This is a genomic window from Fusibacter ferrireducens, assembly GCF_015352425.1.
Taxonomy (GTDB): domain Bacteria; phylum Bacillota; class Clostridia; order Peptostreptococcales; family Acidaminobacteraceae; genus Fusibacter_A; species Fusibacter_A ferrireducens.
Genome location: NZ_JADKNH010000009.1, coordinates 180,593 through 197,904 on the forward strand (window position 1 = coordinate 180,593; position 17,312 = coordinate 197,904).

Sequence of the window (17,312 nt, forward strand, 5' to 3'; positions counted from 1 at the left end):
CTTTAACTATGACTTATTCGGAAAAAACGACACCCTGTCAATACGATAAAATAATCATTGGCGCCGGTCTATTTGGTCTTTATGCTGCCACATACGCCGCCAAACAAGGAGATCGCATTTTGGTTTTAGAGTACGATGACGCACCCTTTAAACGCGCCACGCACTCTAATCAGGCAAGGGTGCATATGGGTTATCACTATCCTAGATCTTACACAACTGCCATCAAGTCCGCACATTACTTTGACCGCTTTAATCGTGAATATGAAGCCTGTATCCATAAGGCGTTTAAAAAAATATATGCCACCTCAAAACAGTTTTCATGGTCTAATGCCGAACAATTTCAGAATTTTTGTCATGCTGTAGATATCCCCTGTTACGAAGTATCTCCTAATCATTACTTTAATAAAGACATGTGCGATGGCACATTTGAAACCACTGAATACACTTATGATGCACAAATTTTGAAATCCATATTGTTAGAGGAAATCAAGCGTCTCCCGCAAGTGAGTATCCTCTATAATTGTCGCATTGCCAGCATCCAAAAAGAGGGGCCTTATTATGTCATTTCAGATAGTTCAAGTGACACCTATAAAACCCCCTTTTTACTCAATGCAACCTACGCTGCCATCAATCAAGTGCACAATTTGTTAGGTTATCCACCTTTTAAGATCAAATATGAGCTCTGCGAGATTATTTTGTGTCAGGTTAATTCTGATTTAAGAGAAGTTGGCATTACCGTTATGGATGGTCCTTTTTTTTCGATTATGCCCTTTGGTAAAACAGGTTATCACTCGCTCACTTCTGTGACTTTCACCCCGCACAAGACCTCCTATGATGCCTTGCCACATTTTGATTGTCAAGAAAAAAGTCAAGGGCACTGTTCTCCATTTCAACTTGGAAATTGCAACACATGTCCAGCTAAGCCCAAGTCTGCTTGGCGCTATATGTCTGCTTTAGCCCGTAAATATTTGAAAGAGAATTATGCGTTTGAATATGTGGATTCTCTGTTTTCCATTAAACCGATTCTGATGGCTTCTGAATTAGACGATTCAAGACCTACAGTTATCAAGCAATATTCTAAAAATCCAACTTTTATCAGTGTCTTATCTGGAAAAATCAACGCCGTCTACGATCTAGAGGAGGTTTTAAAAAATGAGTGATCTGATGAGTAAAACCATAAAAGAACAAACCCATACAGAAATGCAGTTTGTCTCTGCAGTGATTTATTTGAGGAATAACGCCTCTACTTTAAAAACATTTCTGACCTTTATTGACCAAACGATGTGTCGATTTTTCTCTAAGTATGAGATCATTTGCGTAAATGATGCTTCAGTAGACGAAACTCTTGAGATCATTAAAAACTTCAAATGTCAAAGTGACGAAACCACTTTAACCGTTTTAAATATGAGTTATTTTCAAGGTCTTGAACTTTCAATGACAGCAGGTGTCGATTTGGCCATTGGTGACTTTGTCTATGAATTTGACACGGTTAGTCTCGATTACGACGAATGCGTGATTCAGGAAATTTATCAACACGCACTTACAGGCTTCGATATTGTCAATGCAGCTGCAGATTCAAAACCCAAATTGACCTCTTACTTGTTTTACAGTGTTTTCAATAAATTTGCAAACCTTCAGTACACATTGGGTTCAGAGTCTTTTAGGATTTTATCAAGACGCGCGATTAATCGAATCCGAGGATTGAGTGAAAGCTCACCCTATAGAAAGGCGCTCTACGCTAACTGTGGTCTAAAAATGGATACTCACAAGTACCAGCCAACTACACCTAACAGCGCTCCTGCATCAACGGGCACTGTAAAAGCAAGGACACAGCTCGCAACGGATGCTCTGATCCTCTTCACCGATATCGGTTACAAGTTTGCCAGTACCATGACTGTGATTATGATGCTGATCACCGTACTCGTTGCTTTATATGCTGTGGTTGTGTATATCTTTCAAAATCCTGTTGAAGGTTGGACCCCTACGATTCTATTTTTATCCTTTGCCTTTTTTGGCTTGTTTGCCATACTGGCTGTTGTGATTAAGTATCTTTCCATTATCGTGAATCTGCTCTATAAAAAGCAAAAATATGTGTACGAATCTATTCAAAAATACTCCAGATAATTTGAATTGAATTTTCAAATTACAATGTCAATATTTTATGGCATCATTTGCCATATGATTTGTTGCCTTATTTTTTAACCCTTTTATTGCATAAAAAAGAAACGAGGTGTTAGTATGAAAGCTTTAGTCGGCTACACTGGTTTTGTTGGAGGCGTTCTCTGTCGTTCCCATGCATTTGATTGCCTTTACAATTCCAAGAACATAAAAGAAGCTTATGGAACAATGCCAGATCTTTTGGTCTATTGTGGCGTCAAAGCCGTTAAATATATCGCCAATCAAAATCCAGATGCAGATTTGCAACATATTCATGAAACCATTGAAAATATCAAGGCAATTGGCGCCAAAAAATTAATTCTAATTTCCACAATAGATGTATACTATGCTCCAAATCAAATGGACGAAATGACCGAGCTCAAGGCTGATATGCATCCAGAACCCTACGGTCGACACCGTCTAATGCTTGAAGAATGGGTTATGGCAAATGTTGAGGAATATCACATCGTCAGACTTCCAGGGCTCTTTGGCCATGGTATCAAGAAGAATTTCATATATGATATGATCCATGTGATTCCGTCCAAGCTCACTTCATCCAAAATGGATGACTTGATTAAGTTAGATGACCAAATCCTCTCGTCTTATCATTTGTCGTCAGATGGTTACTACAATGTCAATGTGCTGAATGATACTGAGAAAAGATTACTTAAAGAAAAATTTCTAAAAGTGGGATTCAGCGCTATAAATTTCACCGATAGTAGAGCTATTTTTCAATTTTATCCACTGGATCAACTTTGGAGACATCTGGAAATAATACTCCAAGAAGATATAAAGCTCATGAATATGGCCACTGAACCCATTAAAATCAGCGATCTATATGCGGAAATTGAGCAAAAACCATTTTTAAATGAAGTTGCAAATCGCGTGCCTCATTATGATTTTTGGACCGTTCATGCTCAAGATTTCGGCAAGCAAGGTCATTATATCTTGAACAAATCAGAGGTTATAGAAGCGATTTTTCAGTTTATACAATACGAGCGTGGAGGTCATTTGTAATGAAACTTTCTATTTCTAACATTGCATGGGCAGCGCATCAAGACGACATTATTTTCGATCTCTTGAAAAAATACCATTTTTCAGGTTTAGAACTCGCCCCTACACGGATACTCCCTGAAGCGCCTTATTCGCACATGGCTTTTGCACGCACCTACGCCGAAACGCTCTTCGAAACGCATCATCTTGAAGTGGCATCAATTCAATCTATTTGGTATGGCAAAAAAGAAAACTTATTTCATTCACACTCTGATCGACATACGCTCTTTGAATACACGCAAAAGGCTATAGATTTCGCCAGCGCAATGAATTGTAAAAACGTCGTATTGGGCAGTCCTAAAAATAGAAACAGATCTGAGGACAGCTTGCTCAAAGATGATGCCTCAGATTTTTTTAGACAATTAGGCGACTACGCCTTCGCACATCACACGACACTGGCTTTAGAACCCAATCCTTCAATCTATGACACAAACTTCATCAATATCACTGCACAAGCGCTGGAGTATATAGAATATATCAACAGTCCCGGATTAAGAGTTAATCTGGATTTGGGCACCATGATCGCCAATGAAGAAGATATCGCAATCATTGCGCCTAATCTCAAGTGGATTAACCACATTCACATAAGCGAGCCCTTTCTGAATCCTATTCAGAAAAGAACACTTCATAACGCACTCATCTCCATTTTAAAAACTCAAAACTATCAAGGCTATGTTTCCATTGAAATGAAAAAAGGCGAAACTTTAGAACCCGTTACACAAAGCATTGAGTATTTGGCATCCCTTTTTTAAAATACTTTTGCTAAAAATGTGCCCCTTCTACATTCATATACTGAATGAATGCAGAAAGGGCTTTTTTACGCAATAACTCTGATATTTTAAATCTTGATAACTGGTAAATTTAAAATGTGATTACAATTATATTTATAATAGAACATTCAAGCATATTATGCTATTATTGTTAATATACGGATAGTTTCAAATTATTCGGCTATTTGGGAATGGAAAAACAACTAAAAGGAGATTAAATTTATGGAAGATATGAAAAAAGATTTTGATGACGTCAAAAAAGAGCTTCAAAAAGAAGGCATCATCAAAACATTTCTTAATTTTGACAAAATGATCACCCCAACGCTTATTAAAATTATTTTTTACATCGGTATTATAATGTCTACTTTGGGTGGATTAGGTATGATTTTAAATGGCCTGAGATACCCCTTCGGTGGTGGCGTACATGTCTTTTTAGGTTTATTAACACTTGTGATATCACCTATAATCGTTAGAGTTTACTGCGAACTTCTCATTGTAGTCTTTAAAATTCACGATTCATTAAATGAAATAAAAAATAAATAGAGTATTCATTCGACATATTTTGCAATCGACATATTATGTGATCCATTTGCTTACATAGGGCATAGAATTGACCATTCCCAATTCTATGCCTTATTTACAACAAAATCCATTCTTTTCTCACACCTACAAAGTAATTTGATATACTCATAAAATTGAAATCCCCCCACCCTATGTACATGTCGGATGAACAATCCGCAGGCGTTCCGCTGAGGACTCTTGTTCGGAAGGCATGTATATAGGGTGGGGGGATGACTTTAAATCCAGTATATCAAATTACGCTCCAAAAGCAGCTTTTCTAATCGCTTCTGCCTTATCTGTTTTTTCCCAAGGTAAATCAATATCAGTTCTACCAAAATGGCCATAAGCAGCCGTTTGCTTGTAAATTGGTCTTCTGAGATCGAGTTCTCTGATGATTGCACCTGGTCTCAAATCAAAATGTTTTTCGACGAGTTCAATGATTTTCTCATCTTCAATTTTACCTGTGCCAAAAGTCTCCACCATGATTGAAACCGGATGTGCAACACCAATTGCATAGGCGAGTTCAAGCTCACATTTATCAGCGACACCAGCAGCAACAAGGTTTTTTGCAACATACCTTGCTGCATATGCAGCAGAACGATCTACTTTTGTAGGATCTTTTCCAGAAAAAGCACCGCCTCCATGTCTAGAGTATCCACCATAAGTGTCCACAATGATTTTTCTACCGGTTAACCCCGCATCTCCCTGAGGTCCGCCAATTACGAATCGCCCAGTTGGATTGACTAGAATTCTAGTGTTCACCAAAAATTCTGCTGGAATAATTGGATGAATAACATGCTCAATCAAGTCCGCTTCTATCTGATCTCTTGTGACTTCAGGACCGTGTTGAGTTGAAATCAACACCGTGTCCACTCTCGTAGGCTTGCCGTTTTCATCATACTCAATAGTAACTTGAGTTTTTCCATCTGGTCTTAAGTACCCTAAAGTATGGTCTTTTCTAACATCTGACAAGCGCTTAGCTAGTCTATGCGCAAGCGAAATGGGGAGAGGCATTAACTCAGGCGTTTCATTGCAAGCAAACCCAAACATAATACCTTGATCTCCAGCGCCTACTTCATCTTCCATATTGCCTTCTTTGCTCTCGAGTGCTTTATCAACACCCAGTGCAATATCATCCGATTGTTTATCGATTGCCACAAGGACACCACAAGTATCGCCGTCAAAGCCAAATTTAGCTCTATCATAACCAATATCCTTAATTGTCTCTCTAACCACATTTTGAATATCCACATAGCAATCTGTTGTGATCTCTCCTGCAACCAAAACCAAACCCGTTGTCACAGATGTTTCACAAGCAACTCTTGCATTTGGATCTTGCGCAAAGATTGCGTCCAAAATTGAGTCAGAAATTTGGTCACAGATTTTATCTGGATGACCTTCAGTTACAGATTCAGAAGTAAATAGTCTTCTTGCCATTCTACAACACCTCCATTAAAAATTACAGTTTTGATAATCCTTTTATATCCATTCATAAGCTATAGGCGTAAAAAAACCTCTTCAAAAGAAGAGGCGAGCATTCTCACAACCTCATCTTCCAGATATTCATCATATCTGTAGGATTTAGCACCGTGTAAAACCGGTTGCTGGACTTCATAGGGCCTATTCCCTCCATCGCTCTTGATAAGGATTACTATTAAATTTACTCATTCATAATAGCATACGATTATCCATAACGCAACAGCTAATTTATGAACAAAACATAATATACTTTCCTTACGTACTCTAATTACATACCCTAACCATCTGTTCAAAATCACATTTTTCTGGTAGAATAGGAAGATATGTGTCCAGCTTATTTGTAGTCAGAATTTAAAGTTTCGTAATCGGAATTTAAAGCTCACGCTTTGCTTAAGTTTTCCCCCAAGTATACCGATAATTTGTGTATAGATGAACACGGAGGTCCCTATGAACTACAGAGAACGACTCTATCAAGAAATTGAATCCAGAAAACATCAGCTCAAAATGCTTGAGAAAAAAGGAGATGCGCTCATTTGTTCACGGATTTCCAAGGAAATAGAAGTGTTATCTTCAGAACTTAAGCGCTATACGGATTTTGAGACACGAAAAACCACACATGTTTACAGTTTGAGTCACGATCATTAGAGATGCCCCTTGGGCATCTTTTTTTATCCACGCCAGTTTTCTAAAAAGTCGAAAATATTATCGTAAGCACTATTCATAAAAGAATACAGAACAGGATGATCCGTCTTGACTTCACATATAAACTGCATACTGTCCTCATACACATGATTTGTCATAAAAGTGTGGTCAACCGCCTCTAAAGCCTCTTGACTTAAAGCTCCCACAATAAGTTGTCCATCACTTGTGAAAAAGTAAAGTGCAAATAAATCACCATTTAAATAGTATGGATTTTCTCCAACATGATCGTTGTGCGTATTGAACTCACTGTATAGTCTGCCATTATAGTAATCGTAGCGCATCATTTCAGGATTTTGATCGTGAAATCTTCTCTCAAAAAAGGCATCTTCTATGGTCAAAATCATCATATGTTCTGGTCGATTCAGATTAAAAGACGCTTCAATGCTGGATATCTCTAGACTTTCAACAACTCTAGCCTTTACAACTTTCATTGCGCTTCTATCCAATTCAACTTCAACAATGACAATTTTATAATGCGCCTCAAAGTCAATAAGTGCTTCACAGCGATAAATTACCCTTTGACCTGATTCACTCAGACAAGTCGAAGTGTTTTTCAGCAGACTATACGGTTCCTCCACAATTTCAAATCCATCATCGATGAGACCTTCATGCCATAAAAGCATCGTAGAGGGGTAATCACAGCCCACATTTCTCATGATAAAGTAGTTAAGCAGTGTGATTTCATTTTCTATGGCCGGGCAAAGTCTCTGATAAAGACGGACCTCTTCATCTGTGGTGAGCCCTGTATATAGTGACTCGAAATCCAGTTTAAAATATTCAAAATCCACCAGCGATTCGATTGACTCCGGATCAATAATATAGGCAGATTTAATTAAAAATACAAATTCTTCATAGTTGATATCTACAAAGGAACCCCCTAGTCCACCCGTAACGCCTAAAATCGTATTCTGTATTTCTTTAGGATCGCCTTCCATAAAATGATAAAAACCATCAATTCCATAGGCTTCGTAGTCCAAATGAAAAATTTGTGTGATTCTTCTATTTTGATCATCTTCCCACTCACACACAAGACCAACAACACCCATTAGTCGAGTATTGGTGGCCTTTGCGTTTAAAAATTCTAATTTTGATCTGTTCATTAAGAAATTACCTTTTCAACAATAAGTGATTTATAGTATTCCAATTTTTGTTTTGCCTTTTCTTGAGTCTCTGCCTGAATTGAAAAATAAATTTTCAACTTGGGTTCAGTCCCTGATGGTCTTAAAACAAACCAGGAGTGATCTTCTAAATAATATTTGAGTACATCTGATTTTGGAAGTCCTGTGTCATCCTTTAAAAAGTCAATACTGCGCTTAAACTCTATGAGATCAGATGCATTTTCTCTAAACTTTGCCATGATGGACAACATGACCGAATGTCCTTCTTTGCCTTCAAATTTCTTAGAAATAGTCTCTTCTATAAAATAGCCATGTTCCTGATATATTTCTTCGAGTTTCTCCAACAGAGAATACCCATTTTGCTTAAAATATTCTGCCATTTCAATTGCGATAAGCGTTCCCATTACAGCATCTTTATCTCTCACATGTGGATCAAACAAATAGCCATAACTTTCCTCATAGCCCATGACAAAATGAGGTTCATCCTTTTCAATTTGCTCGCCTATAAATTTGAATCCAGTGAGTGTCTGAACCAATCGCACGCCATGATGTTCTGCCTGTCTTTTGGCAAGGTCTGACGAAACGATTGTGTTTACCACATAATGCTCTGGTGTTAAATCTTGTCTTGATGAGAGCAAATAGGCCATGAAAAGTGTCCCGATTTGATTGCCATTTAAAACGCGATAGACATTTTGATCCTTGACGAGCAAACCAATGCGATCACAATCTGGATCAGTTGCGATTACTAAATCAGCGCCATGTTTTTCTGCATATTCTATTGCAACTTCGAACGCCTCATATTCTTCGGGATTTGGCTTCTTACAAGTTGGGAACTCACCATCTGGTGCCATCTGCGAACTCACCTCTATCAAATTAGAGAAAGCCATTTCTTTAAGAACGCGTTTTACTGTTGCACCGCCTGTACCATGAAGTGGCGTATAGACGGCTTTAAGCGTTGAATTTTTAAGAAGTTCAGGTCTTATGGAAACCCTTTTAACCATTTCTATATAAGGTAAATCCACCTCTTCATCTATTATTTTAAACAAGCCCTCTGCCAACGCACTTTTTTTATCAAGCCGTTTAACTTGTTCAAAATCCGTTACTTGGTTGACGTGTTCTATGAGTGCATCTGCTAAATGGGGCACCAATTGACATCCCGTTTCATCGTATACCTTATAACCATTATACTCTGGTGGATTATGGCTTGCTGTCACCATAATGCCTCCAATACACCCGAGTTCTCTCACTGCAAAGGAAAGCTCCGGCGTAGTTCTCACACCATCAAACAAGTATGCCTTTATGCCATTACCCGCCATCACAAGGGCAGATTCAAGCGCAAACTCATAAGATTTACGTCTGGAATCATATGCTATAGCAACCGATTTTTTAAATTTGCCCTTAAGGACCTCGCGATCTCTCTCAAGTAAGAAATTTGCAAATCCCTGAGTTGCTTTTCTAACGATGTATTCATTTATTCTATTTGTACCAGCTCCTATTATGCCTCTCATACCTGCTGTTCCAAATTCTAAATCCCTGTAAAAACGATCATCAATTTCATCTGGACGATTTTCAATTGCCCGCAATTCATCCCTAAAATCGTCATCAAAATAGGTGTTTCCAAGCCACTGTTCATATTTCTCTCTAACGGTCATTTTCCTCTCTCCTATCATATATTCGATCTACTGCGTTTATCTTATTATATCTCTTTTTAGAAATCAAGTTATAACGGTCAAAAGTTAGATACGCTCTCATCATGCGCTGTGGTTTACAGAAAGCATGCGATATGGCATAACGCAGATGACCTGCGCTACACTGACTTTTAGTACTATTTTCTTCTGATACTGTTTTCTTCTGTTCCTATAATGCCGTCTCACCATCTACCAAGAAACCTGTCTCAAATAGTATGAAAAACAAGTGCTTTAATGTCTCATCTTTTAATTTTTGAGGAAATAGAGCATTTGTCTTAACCGATAAGATCCCGATCAATTTCTGAGTAAGATCACTTCTGCCTGATGATAAATCAATTTTATCTTCACGGTAACGCTTGTGAACAAGCCCCACAAGCTGTTCAAATGAAATAATCCTAAAACGATCTATCTTCAGTTCTTTTGCTAGAAACTCATAAAGCGCAAGTGCAATTTCACCATATGTTGCATTGTCGGAAACACTTAGAAGATCTTTAATCAAGGGAATCACATCCTCAAATAAAAGACGCTTTGGTGGCTTATTGATCCCCAAAAGCTTTCCCACTTCTAATAGTGTATGGTCAGAAAGTCCAATCAATTCATTAAAGACCAGTTCTTCATCGATTTCACCTTTGATATAATACGTCTTTCCTTTAAGCGCTTTGAAAACGCGATAAGTATCATAATAGCCCATTTTTATATTATAAGCGGCCTTCTCACTGCTGATCTCAAGTGTTTTTCCCAAATCTTCTGAAGGCTTTATCATGGTTATATGAACGTCTTTTTTCTTTTTAATGCGCCTTTGACGCCCAAGCCCCATGACTCTTATGGCGATAATATCATCATACCCTTTTTCGATGAGCATATTGATCGGCAGATTATCAAAAATACCGCCATCCACAAGGAGTTTATCATCTATTTTGTCTATTTTAAAGGCAGGAAAATTTGCAGATGCCATAATGTAATCATGTAATTTGCCCTCTGGAATATCATCAATAAAAATCTCAATGGGCTTTAAATCACTTAATGAAAGTGTCACCAGGCCATATTCTATTTTGGACGCTCTCAGTTTGGGTTCATCCACGATTTCCTTAAGCCTTTTTTTAAAAGGGGTTACATCCAATCCACCTTGTTTGAGTGTTTCCATTAAAAATTTACCCACTTGATTGACATCAAAGTCTGAACCGAACTCTAATTTGGTTACCTTTTCTAATAGTTTTTCGTCGCCTTTAATGACATCTTCAATGGACATATCCAACCAAACGGATTCCAATTTTTTTAAATCTCCCATGGCAATAAGTGCACCGTTTATCGAGCCGATTGAAGCCCCTACCACAGCGTCATACTCAATGCCCAACTCCGTTAACGCCTTTACAGCGCCCACGTGGAAAGCCCCTTTTGCACCGCCACCTTCAAGTACTAATCCAGTCATTTAACACACCTCATTTTGCATAATTTATCTTAAAGTTTTATCTATATATTTTGACCTATTTATACCACTAAAATAAGAGCTTAATCCAAATTTATGATACTCATATAAATTAATATGTGGATCACAAATTGCAATTAACCTCTTAATTCACTTTTCTCTATCCCTTTAAGTCCACAGATACGCTTTTTTCTTGTTGCTCTTCAGTTTGATCCGTTTGATCGGAATCTTCTTTCATATCCGTTGTTGCAGTCATTTCATATTGATGCATAAAATTCTTGACCATCATATCCGTCAAGCCGATGCCACCCGCTTCGGTGATCTTCTTGGACATCTCCTCATCAAGCATGCTTTCAAAATTTGCTCTGGCATTGCTTTTTTCAATTAAGCCACCCTCTTGAACGGTCTTGCGCATCTCTTTAAAAAGCATATTTATAAAAAAGGATTCAAATTGTTCAGCAGCCTCTCTAATTTCAGTTTCATCCTTGCTCTTTGTGGCTTCTTCAAGTTTTTTCTTAAAGGCATCTGTATCAACAGCGTTGCTTTGATCTGTCATTTGAGCTTGATAAACACTGCTCAGGCCCATATTATCAATTTTCATATCCTTACCCCTTTTTATAAGGCATTCAAGTCACTCAATGATCTATGCGAATTGATCCGCGCACTCTATCGTTTCAATCCATTGGCGATTTCAAGCATTCTATCTGCTGTCTGAATCGATTTAGAGTTCATTTCGTATGCTCTCTCTGCCGTAATCAAGTTAATCATCTCATCAACGACTTCAACATTGCTGCTTTCCAAAAAAGCTTGCTTGACTTCAGTTGTGTCTCCCTCTTCTAGGCCCTCAATGGCAAGACCAGAAGCATCTGTGGCCTTGTATAAATTTTTACCAATGCTTTCAAGACCAGATGGATTTATAAATTTTGCAAGGATGAAATCGCCTAAATCTTCATATACATCTTCGCCGTTTCGCTTGACTTGCATATTGCCAGTTGCACTGACTTTAAACTCTGATATATTTTCACCCAGTACAACATCACCCTCTGTGCCCTGCACAAAGTATCCTTCAGAGGTTACAAGTTTGGCGCCATCCGCTGTTGTTGCAATTTTAAAATTACCATCTTTCGTAAATCTCTCATTGCCATTTTGATCAATCACTTTAAAAAAATGTTTGCCATCAATGGCAAAGTCTAGATCTCTTTCAGTTTGTTGAAGACTGCCGCCTTTAAAACTTCTTAAAGTCGCCGCAGTCATTACGCCATGTCCAATTTCAATTGGAACAGGCCGCCCTTCTCCATCAATACGATCACTTTGCGTCATTCTTTCGTACATGATATCCTTAAATTCAATTCTCTGGCCTTTAAATCCAGTTGTGTTGACATTGGCCAAATTATTTGAAATTGTATCTATCTTAAGTTGTAAGTTTTTCATCCCAGATGCAGCAGACCACATGGCTTTCATATCAAATTGCCTCCTTTAATAAACTCTATACAGCCGATAAACTTTATACAGCTGCAATATTATTGACAGCTTTGCCAATCATATCATCAATTGTCGTCACCACTTTTTGACTTGATTCATAGTTGCGATTCATCTCAATTAATCGAATCATTTCAGAAATGGCATTTGTATTGGACCCTTCAAGAAATCCTTGTATAATTTCACCTGTGAACTCTACTCTGTTTCCCGTCATTTCATCTTCGGGTTTCTCTCTAAAGTAAGATCCGCCAACTTTTTCAAGGTCAGCAACATTGGAGTAGTCCGTTATTTTAATTTTATCTGTGATTTCACCGTCTTGGATCACTTCGCCAAATTCATTTATTGAAAAATTTTCACTTGTGATCAAAATGGAGCCGTCCAAGCCTTGAACCCGACTGCCATCATAAGCGATCAATTCTCCAATGTTGTTTATTGTAAACGAACCATCTCTCGAGAGCATCATGCCATTCTCAGTGCTTAAATTAAAATAGCCAGTGCCTCTGAGTGCCAAGTCCAGTTTACGGCTGGTCATCTCAAGCTGTCCTTGCTCAAAATCAGTCATAACCGAGTAGCCCTTAATGCCTGCACTCATGGTCCCTATCACAGTGGGTGCACCATAGATCACAATATTGTCTATCGTTGCGCCACCAGATGTAATATTGCCAGCATCATCGACCTCAAACGCGTTATCGCCTACATAGATAGGGCCATTCTTTCCGAGTACATAGTCTCCCTGTAGTGGATCGATGGAACCACCCACATTTTTATATAGCGTTCTTATATAACCATCACGATCTTTAAAAAACTTTACTGACGTGCTATAATCTATACCATTTTCTGTGTTCACTCTAAAGAAACCGTTTTCTACCTGAGCGGTGTATTCGCCATTTCTATATTCAGAGACGACTTTGGCAGCACCTGACTTATAAGGCAAACTTGACCCGTTAATTCTAGTAAATAATCGATTGTTAAAGGTTTCTACCTCCAATCGATCTTTTTTATAACCCGTTGTATTCACATTCGCAAGGTTATTACTAATGACATCTATTCTATGTACATTTGTCATCAATCCAGTGCCTGCAACATATAATCCTTTTACCACAACAATACCTCCAGCTCTTTTACATTTAGAGTATCGGCACTCCCATCATAAAACTTTAGTCTTTGTCCTTATATTTATAGAAACTTCATTGAGCACTATGATCTCTATAATATATGTCAGTCAGCTAATTGTTGAAGGCTTAACTATAAGCTATTTCTATAGGTTTTAGGCTTTTTTTATATTTTCTTTATTGTATGCCTTCTTCAAAAATGTTATATTAAAGGTGGTTAAAATACCATACCCTTTATTAATTTCAATTTCCTCATTTTGGAATGATCAGGTTTGACTTGAACATTCCACTTTTTTTGAAATCTCTGACCTATTATTTGAGCATTTCAAACTACTATATTGGAGGATTTCTATATCTAATCATTTTCAATTTATAATTTAAAGGACAATAGACCAAACAAAGCTTCCTTACAATTTGGTTATTGTCCTTTTCATATTCTATTCTTCATATTTTATTTTTCATATTCTATTTTTCATGTTCTGTCGTGGCATTACGTTTCTACTTCCTAAATCTCAAACTTAAATCCAATGCCTTTACAGAATGTGTCAAAGCCCCTACAGAAATTACATCGACACCGGTTTCTGCAATTGCCCGTACGCAGTCCAAAGTCACATTTCCAGATGCTTCTAAAACTGCTCTTTTAGCCGTTATTTTGACGGCGGCACTCATGTTTTCAAGACTCATATTGTCAAGCATGATAATATCTGCACCTGCATCTAGCGCCTCTTCCAGTTCTGCCAAGCTTTCAACTTCAACTTCAATTTTAGTCGTATGAGGGATACCCGCTTTTGCCCTTTTCACAGCTTCTTGAATACTGCCCACTGCTCTAATATGATTGTCCTTAATCATCACTGCATCTGATAAATTAAAACGATGATTGTAACCGCCACCACATCTAACCGCCATTTTGTCAAGCACGCGCAATCCCGGTACAGTCTTGCGCGTATCCACAATTCTAACATCATAAGGTTTTACAGCGTCAACATATTGATGCGTTAAAGTGGCAATGCCAGACATTCTTTGAATTAGATTTAAAGCCGTACGCTCTGCTCTTAATATGTGAATAGAAGCACCACGAATTGTACCGACTCTCTGCCCTTTTACGACTTCATCTCCATTTGAAACATGCCATTCTATTGCACAAGTTTCATCAACACTTTTAAATGTATACTCAAAGATATCAATGCCTGAAATGACCCCTGCATCTTTTACAATGAGATCTGCAATACTTTCTTCACGACCGGATAAAAGCGTCTCTGAAGTAATGTCTCCATAATTCATATCTTCAACAAGAGCCTGCTTTATAATCTCGTCTATTTTATATTTTATCATTGTGATCAAACTCCTTTAAAGCATCATAAACCATTGCTTTCATCATAATTAAGGCATTGTAAATGCTCATCGTTTCAATGCTTATCGCCTCACTATCTACTCTATGAGTCTCTCTTGGTCTTTGTATAAGTTCACAGATTTGATTATAGCATTTTTTTAACTTTACAGGATCACGATTGATCCCCATATAAGTATCCATCCAGCCCTGTAAAACCGCCTGACTCAAGTCAAATTCTGGAATTTCAATGGTTTCACTTAAAGCCCTCTCAACTTGGCTTTCGTTATCAGTATCCATTATTTCAATGGCCTTTGCAATGCGTCTGCCAAATACAACTGCCTCTAAAAGCGAATTACTGGCAAGCCTATTCATCCCATGAACACCTGTATGTGCACATTCACCCACTGCAAACAAGGCATCCAAAGATGTTTTTCCCACAAGGTCTGTCTTTATGCCTCCCATAAAATAATGCAACCTTGGTGCAACTGGAATCCAATCTTTTTCCATCGAAATGCCTTGTGTACTGCAAAATTCATAAATCACTGGAAAACGATTCATTAAAAATGACTTTGACAAATGAGTCACGTCCAAATATACAAACGGCTCACTTTGTAAGGCCATTTCGCTTTCAATAGCAGCTGATACAACGTCTCTCGGTGCGAGTTCCATGCGCTCATCATATTTCATCATAAAGCGTTCACCAGACTGATTTCTTAAAATGGCGCCTTCGCCTCTCACCGCCTCGGATATCAAAAATTGACGTCCCTCTAAATTGGGGGTGTAAAAGACCGTCGGATGAAATTGGGTTAAGTTTATATGCGCCGTTTGAGCACCTGCCCTCATGGCCATGGCTATACCGCTGCCGTCAATTCCCATAGCATTGCTTGTGTAGCTGTACAAATGCCCAATGCCGCCGGTTGCCAATACTGTCCATTTTGAAAAAATGCGCATGCATTGTCGGTTTAAATTGCCCTGAACGCCAAAGCATTTTTTTTCAGCTACCAGCAATGCTGTGCCAAAAAAGGCATCTACCCAATGGATATTCTGTGCAGCTTTCACACGCTCAATAAGAACTTCCATCACAGATTTACCCGTATGGTCACCAATTCTAAGTATTCGAGCCACACGATGTGCACCTTCCATACCCATGAGATACTGTCCTTTTATATCTTGATCAAAATGAACCCCAAATGCTTCAAGTTGGTGTATGTTCGTTTCAGCTTCTTCCACCAAAATTTTGACACTTAAGGGGTTATTTGTATAATGCCCGCTTTTTAGCGTGTCTTCATAATGCATTATAGGAGAATCATATGCTTTGATCATGGCAGCTGCAATCCCACCTTGTGCCAAATAGCTATTTGTTTCTCGAGCATCTGCCTTTGAAACGATCCATATGCGCATCGTTTTAGGTAACATGAGTGCTGTGTATAGTCCTGCTATACCTGCACCAATAATGACAACATCAGTTTCATATGTTTCCAATCCATCACCTTCATTTCGATGCTTCAAGCATCTTTTGAATCGCATGATAAGCTCTTTTACTCACATTAGGGTCAAGAAGCACTTCATTGCCACCCATTTCTAATACTCTTAGTATGTCTTCAAGTTTTGTCTTCTTCATATTGGGACAGACAAAATGGGAATTTAAAAGGACAAATTCCTTTTCAGGACTATTATGCTTTAAAGTTGCCATAACCCCTTCTTCAGTGCCAATGACAAGTACCTTAGCCGTAGATTTTTGAGCATAACTGATAATTTGTGACGTTGAACCCACAAAGTCCGCTTGATCGACAATTTCAGGCCTACATTCTGGGTGCACTAAAATCTCAGCTTCTGGATAATGCTGTCTGACTGATTTAATATCTTTCATATCCATTCTATGATGTGTTGGACAAAAACCCTTCCATAAAATAACTTCTTTTTCTGGCACAAACTTAGACGTATAATGTCCCAAATTTTGATCCGGTACAAAGATGACTTGTTTGGACTTCAAACTTTTCACGATCTTAACTGCATTTGAGGAAGTACAACAGATATCACTTTCTGCCTTTACTTCAGCAGATGAATTGACATAACAGACCACCTGAGCATTTGGATACTTTTGTTTTTCTGCTTTTAAAAGTTCTGCCGTAACCATCTCTGCCATAGGACAACCCGCTTTAAAGTTAGGTAGTATAACTTTTTTATGCGGAGATAGTATTTTTGCTGTTTCTGCCATAAAATACACCCCGCAAAGTATAAGTGTCTCCGCTTCACAATCTGATGCAATCTTCGCAAGTTCAAGTGAATCTCCAACATAATCTGCAACTGCTTTGATCTCTTCCATTTGATAATGATGTGCCAATATCATGGCCTTTTTTTCTATTTTGAGCGTCTTGATCTTTTCAACTAACATTGTGTTCATGGGATACTCCTTTTATGACATTACATGTGTCTT

General features: G+C 38.1%; 16 protein-coding genes and 1 riboswitch. Of the genes, 6 read left to right on the top strand and 10 right to left on the bottom strand.

The window, feature by feature from the left end:
- Window positions 1–8 precede the first annotated feature (8 nt).
- The 5 genes from ISU02_RS15510 (at window position 9) to ISU02_RS15530 (ending at window position 4,523) form a co-directional block, all read left to right on the top strand.
- Complete coding sequence (locus ISU02_RS15510; RefSeq protein WP_194702749.1) at window positions 9–1,160, top strand: FAD-dependent oxidoreductase; 1,152 nt, start codon at window positions 9–11, stop codon at window positions 1,158–1,160.
- Complete coding sequence (locus ISU02_RS15515; RefSeq protein ID WP_228727843.1) at window positions 1,153–2,124, top strand: glycosyltransferase; 972 nt, start codon at window positions 1,153–1,155, stop codon at window positions 2,122–2,124. The genes ISU02_RS15510 and ISU02_RS15515 overlap by 8 nt, the downstream gene beginning before the upstream one ends.
- Before the next feature lie 114 nt (window positions 2,125–2,238).
- On the top strand, window positions 2,239–3,174 hold the full coding sequence (locus ISU02_RS15520) for an NAD-dependent epimerase/dehydratase family protein (RefSeq protein WP_194702750.1): 936 nt from the start codon (window positions 2,239–2,241) through the stop codon (window positions 3,172–3,174).
- The gene (locus ISU02_RS15525) at window positions 3,174–3,962 is read left to right on the top strand and encodes a sugar phosphate isomerase/epimerase family protein (RefSeq protein WP_194702751.1); all 789 of its coding nucleotides are present in this window, start codon (window positions 3,174–3,176) and stop codon (window positions 3,960–3,962) included. The genes ISU02_RS15520 and ISU02_RS15525 overlap by 1 nt, the downstream gene beginning before the upstream one ends.
- A 240-nt stretch (window positions 3,963–4,202) precedes the next feature.
- The gene (locus ISU02_RS15530; RefSeq protein ID WP_207736352.1) at window positions 4,203–4,523 is read left to right on the top strand and encodes a DUF4282 domain-containing protein; all 321 of its coding nucleotides are present in this window, start codon (window positions 4,203–4,205) and stop codon (window positions 4,521–4,523) included.
- A gap of 273 nt (window positions 4,524–4,796) precedes the next feature.
- On the opposite strand, the gene metK is transcribed toward ISU02_RS15530, so the two are convergent.
- Window positions 4,797–5,978 carry a methionine adenosyltransferase gene (gene metK, locus ISU02_RS15535; protein WP_194702752.1) on the bottom strand — a complete coding sequence of 394 codons (1,182 nt, stop codon included), beginning with the start codon at window positions 5,976–5,978 and terminating at the stop codon, window positions 4,797–4,799.
- 108 nt (window positions 5,979–6,086) lie between these two features.
- Window positions 6,087–6,189, bottom strand: a riboswitch (SAM riboswitch).
- Window positions 6,190–6,467: 278 nt separating this feature from the next.
- Here metK and ISU02_RS15540 point away from each other — a divergent pair.
- Window positions 6,468–6,665, top strand: coding sequence for a hypothetical protein (locus ISU02_RS15540; RefSeq protein WP_194702753.1), 198 nt, complete (start codon window positions 6,468–6,470; stop codon window positions 6,663–6,665).
- Window positions 6,666–6,688: 23 nt separating this feature from the next.
- Here the strand turns inward: ISU02_RS15540 and ISU02_RS15545 are convergent, their stop codons facing one another.
- The 9 genes from ISU02_RS15545 to nadA form a co-directional block, all read right to left on the bottom strand.
- Window positions 6,689–7,822, bottom strand: coding sequence for a hypothetical protein (locus tag ISU02_RS15545; protein WP_194702754.1), 1,134 nt, complete (start codon window positions 7,820–7,822; stop codon window positions 6,689–6,691).
- Window positions 7,822–9,492: a phospho-sugar mutase gene (locus ISU02_RS15550; RefSeq protein WP_194702755.1), complete on the bottom strand. Its 1,671-nt coding sequence runs from the start codon at window positions 9,490–9,492 to the stop codon at window positions 7,822–7,824. The genes ISU02_RS15545 and ISU02_RS15550 overlap by 1 nt, the downstream gene beginning before the upstream one ends.
- Before the next feature lie 205 nt (window positions 9,493–9,697).
- Window positions 9,698–10,957: a patatin-like phospholipase family protein gene (locus tag ISU02_RS15555; protein ID WP_194702756.1), complete on the bottom strand. Its 1,260-nt coding sequence runs from the start codon at window positions 10,955–10,957 to the stop codon at window positions 9,698–9,700.
- Between the two features lie 157 nt (window positions 10,958–11,114).
- Complete coding sequence (locus ISU02_RS15560) at window positions 11,115–11,555, bottom strand: rod-binding protein (protein ID WP_194702757.1); 441 nt, start codon at window positions 11,553–11,555, stop codon at window positions 11,115–11,117.
- Window positions 11,556–11,620: 65 nt separating this feature from the next.
- Window positions 11,621–12,415, bottom strand: a complete 795-nt coding sequence (gene flgG, locus ISU02_RS15565) for a flagellar basal-body rod protein FlgG (RefSeq protein ID WP_194702758.1) — start codon at window positions 12,413–12,415, stop codon at window positions 11,621–11,623.
- Between the two features lie 43 nt (window positions 12,416–12,458).
- Complete coding sequence (locus ISU02_RS24370) at window positions 12,459–13,535, bottom strand: flagellar basal body rod C-terminal domain-containing protein (RefSeq protein ID WP_194702759.1); 1,077 nt, start codon at window positions 13,533–13,535, stop codon at window positions 12,459–12,461.
- Window positions 13,536–14,043: 508 nt separating this feature from the next.
- The gene (gene nadC / locus ISU02_RS15575) at window positions 14,044–14,877 is read right to left on the bottom strand and encodes a carboxylating nicotinate-nucleotide diphosphorylase (protein WP_194702760.1); all 834 of its coding nucleotides are present in this window, start codon (window positions 14,875–14,877) and stop codon (window positions 14,044–14,046) included.
- The gene (gene nadB / locus ISU02_RS15580; protein ID WP_194702761.1) at window positions 14,864–16,402 is read right to left on the bottom strand and encodes an L-aspartate oxidase; all 1,539 of its coding nucleotides are present in this window, start codon (window positions 16,400–16,402) and stop codon (window positions 14,864–14,866) included. The genes nadC and nadB overlap by 14 nt, the downstream gene beginning before the upstream one ends.
- Window positions 16,368–17,279, bottom strand: coding sequence for a quinolinate synthase NadA (gene nadA / locus ISU02_RS15585; RefSeq protein ID WP_194702762.1), 912 nt, complete (start codon window positions 17,277–17,279; stop codon window positions 16,368–16,370). Before nadA ends, nadB begins: the two co-directional genes overlap by 35 nt.
- Window positions 17,280–17,312 lie beyond the last annotated feature (33 nt).

Coding starts and splice junctions, on each gene's coding strand:
- ISU02_RS15510 (WP_194702749.1), top strand. CDS start 9: ATGACTTATTCGGAAAAAACGACACCCTGTCAATACGATAAAATAATC.
- ISU02_RS15515 (WP_228727843.1), top strand. CDS start 1,153: ATGAGTGATCTGATGAGTAAAACCATAAAAGAACAAACCCATACAGAA.
- ISU02_RS15520 (WP_194702750.1), top strand. CDS start 2,239: ATGAAAGCTTTAGTCGGCTACACTGGTTTTGTTGGAGGCGTTCTCTGT.
- ISU02_RS15525 (WP_194702751.1), top strand. CDS start 3,174: ATGAAACTTTCTATTTCTAACATTGCATGGGCAGCGCATCAAGACGAC.
- ISU02_RS15530 (WP_207736352.1), top strand. CDS start 4,203: ATGGAAGATATGAAAAAAGATTTTGATGACGTCAAAAAAGAGCTTCAA.
- metK (WP_194702752.1), bottom strand. CDS start 5,978: ATGGCAAGAAGACTATTTACTTCTGAATCTGTAACTGAAGGTCATCCA.
- ISU02_RS15540 (WP_194702753.1), top strand. CDS start 6,468: ATGAACTACAGAGAACGACTCTATCAAGAAATTGAATCCAGAAAACAT.
- ISU02_RS15545 (WP_194702754.1), bottom strand. CDS start 7,822: ATGAACAGATCAAAATTAGAATTTTTAAACGCAAAGGCCACCAATACT.
- ISU02_RS15550 (WP_194702755.1), bottom strand. CDS start 9,492: ATGACCGTTAGAGAGAAATATGAACAGTGGCTTGGAAACACCTATTTT.
- ISU02_RS15555 (WP_194702756.1), bottom strand. CDS start 10,957: ATGACTGGATTAGTACTTGAAGGTGGCGGTGCAAAAGGGGCTTTCCAC.
- ISU02_RS15560 (WP_194702757.1), bottom strand. CDS start 11,555: ATGAAAATTGATAATATGGGCCTGAGCAGTGTTTATCAAGCTCAAATG.
- flgG (WP_194702758.1), bottom strand. CDS start 12,415: ATGAAAGCCATGTGGTCTGCTGCATCTGGGATGAAAAACTTACAACTT.
- nadC (WP_194702760.1), bottom strand. CDS start 14,877: ATGATAAAATATAAAATAGACGAGATTATAAAGCAGGCTCTTGTTGAA.
- nadB (WP_194702761.1), bottom strand. CDS start 16,402: ATGCGATTCAAAAGATGCTTGAAGCATCGAAATGAAGGTGATGGATTG.
- nadA (WP_194702762.1), bottom strand. CDS start 17,279: ATGAACACAATGTTAGTTGAAAAGATCAAGACGCTCAAAATAGAAAAA.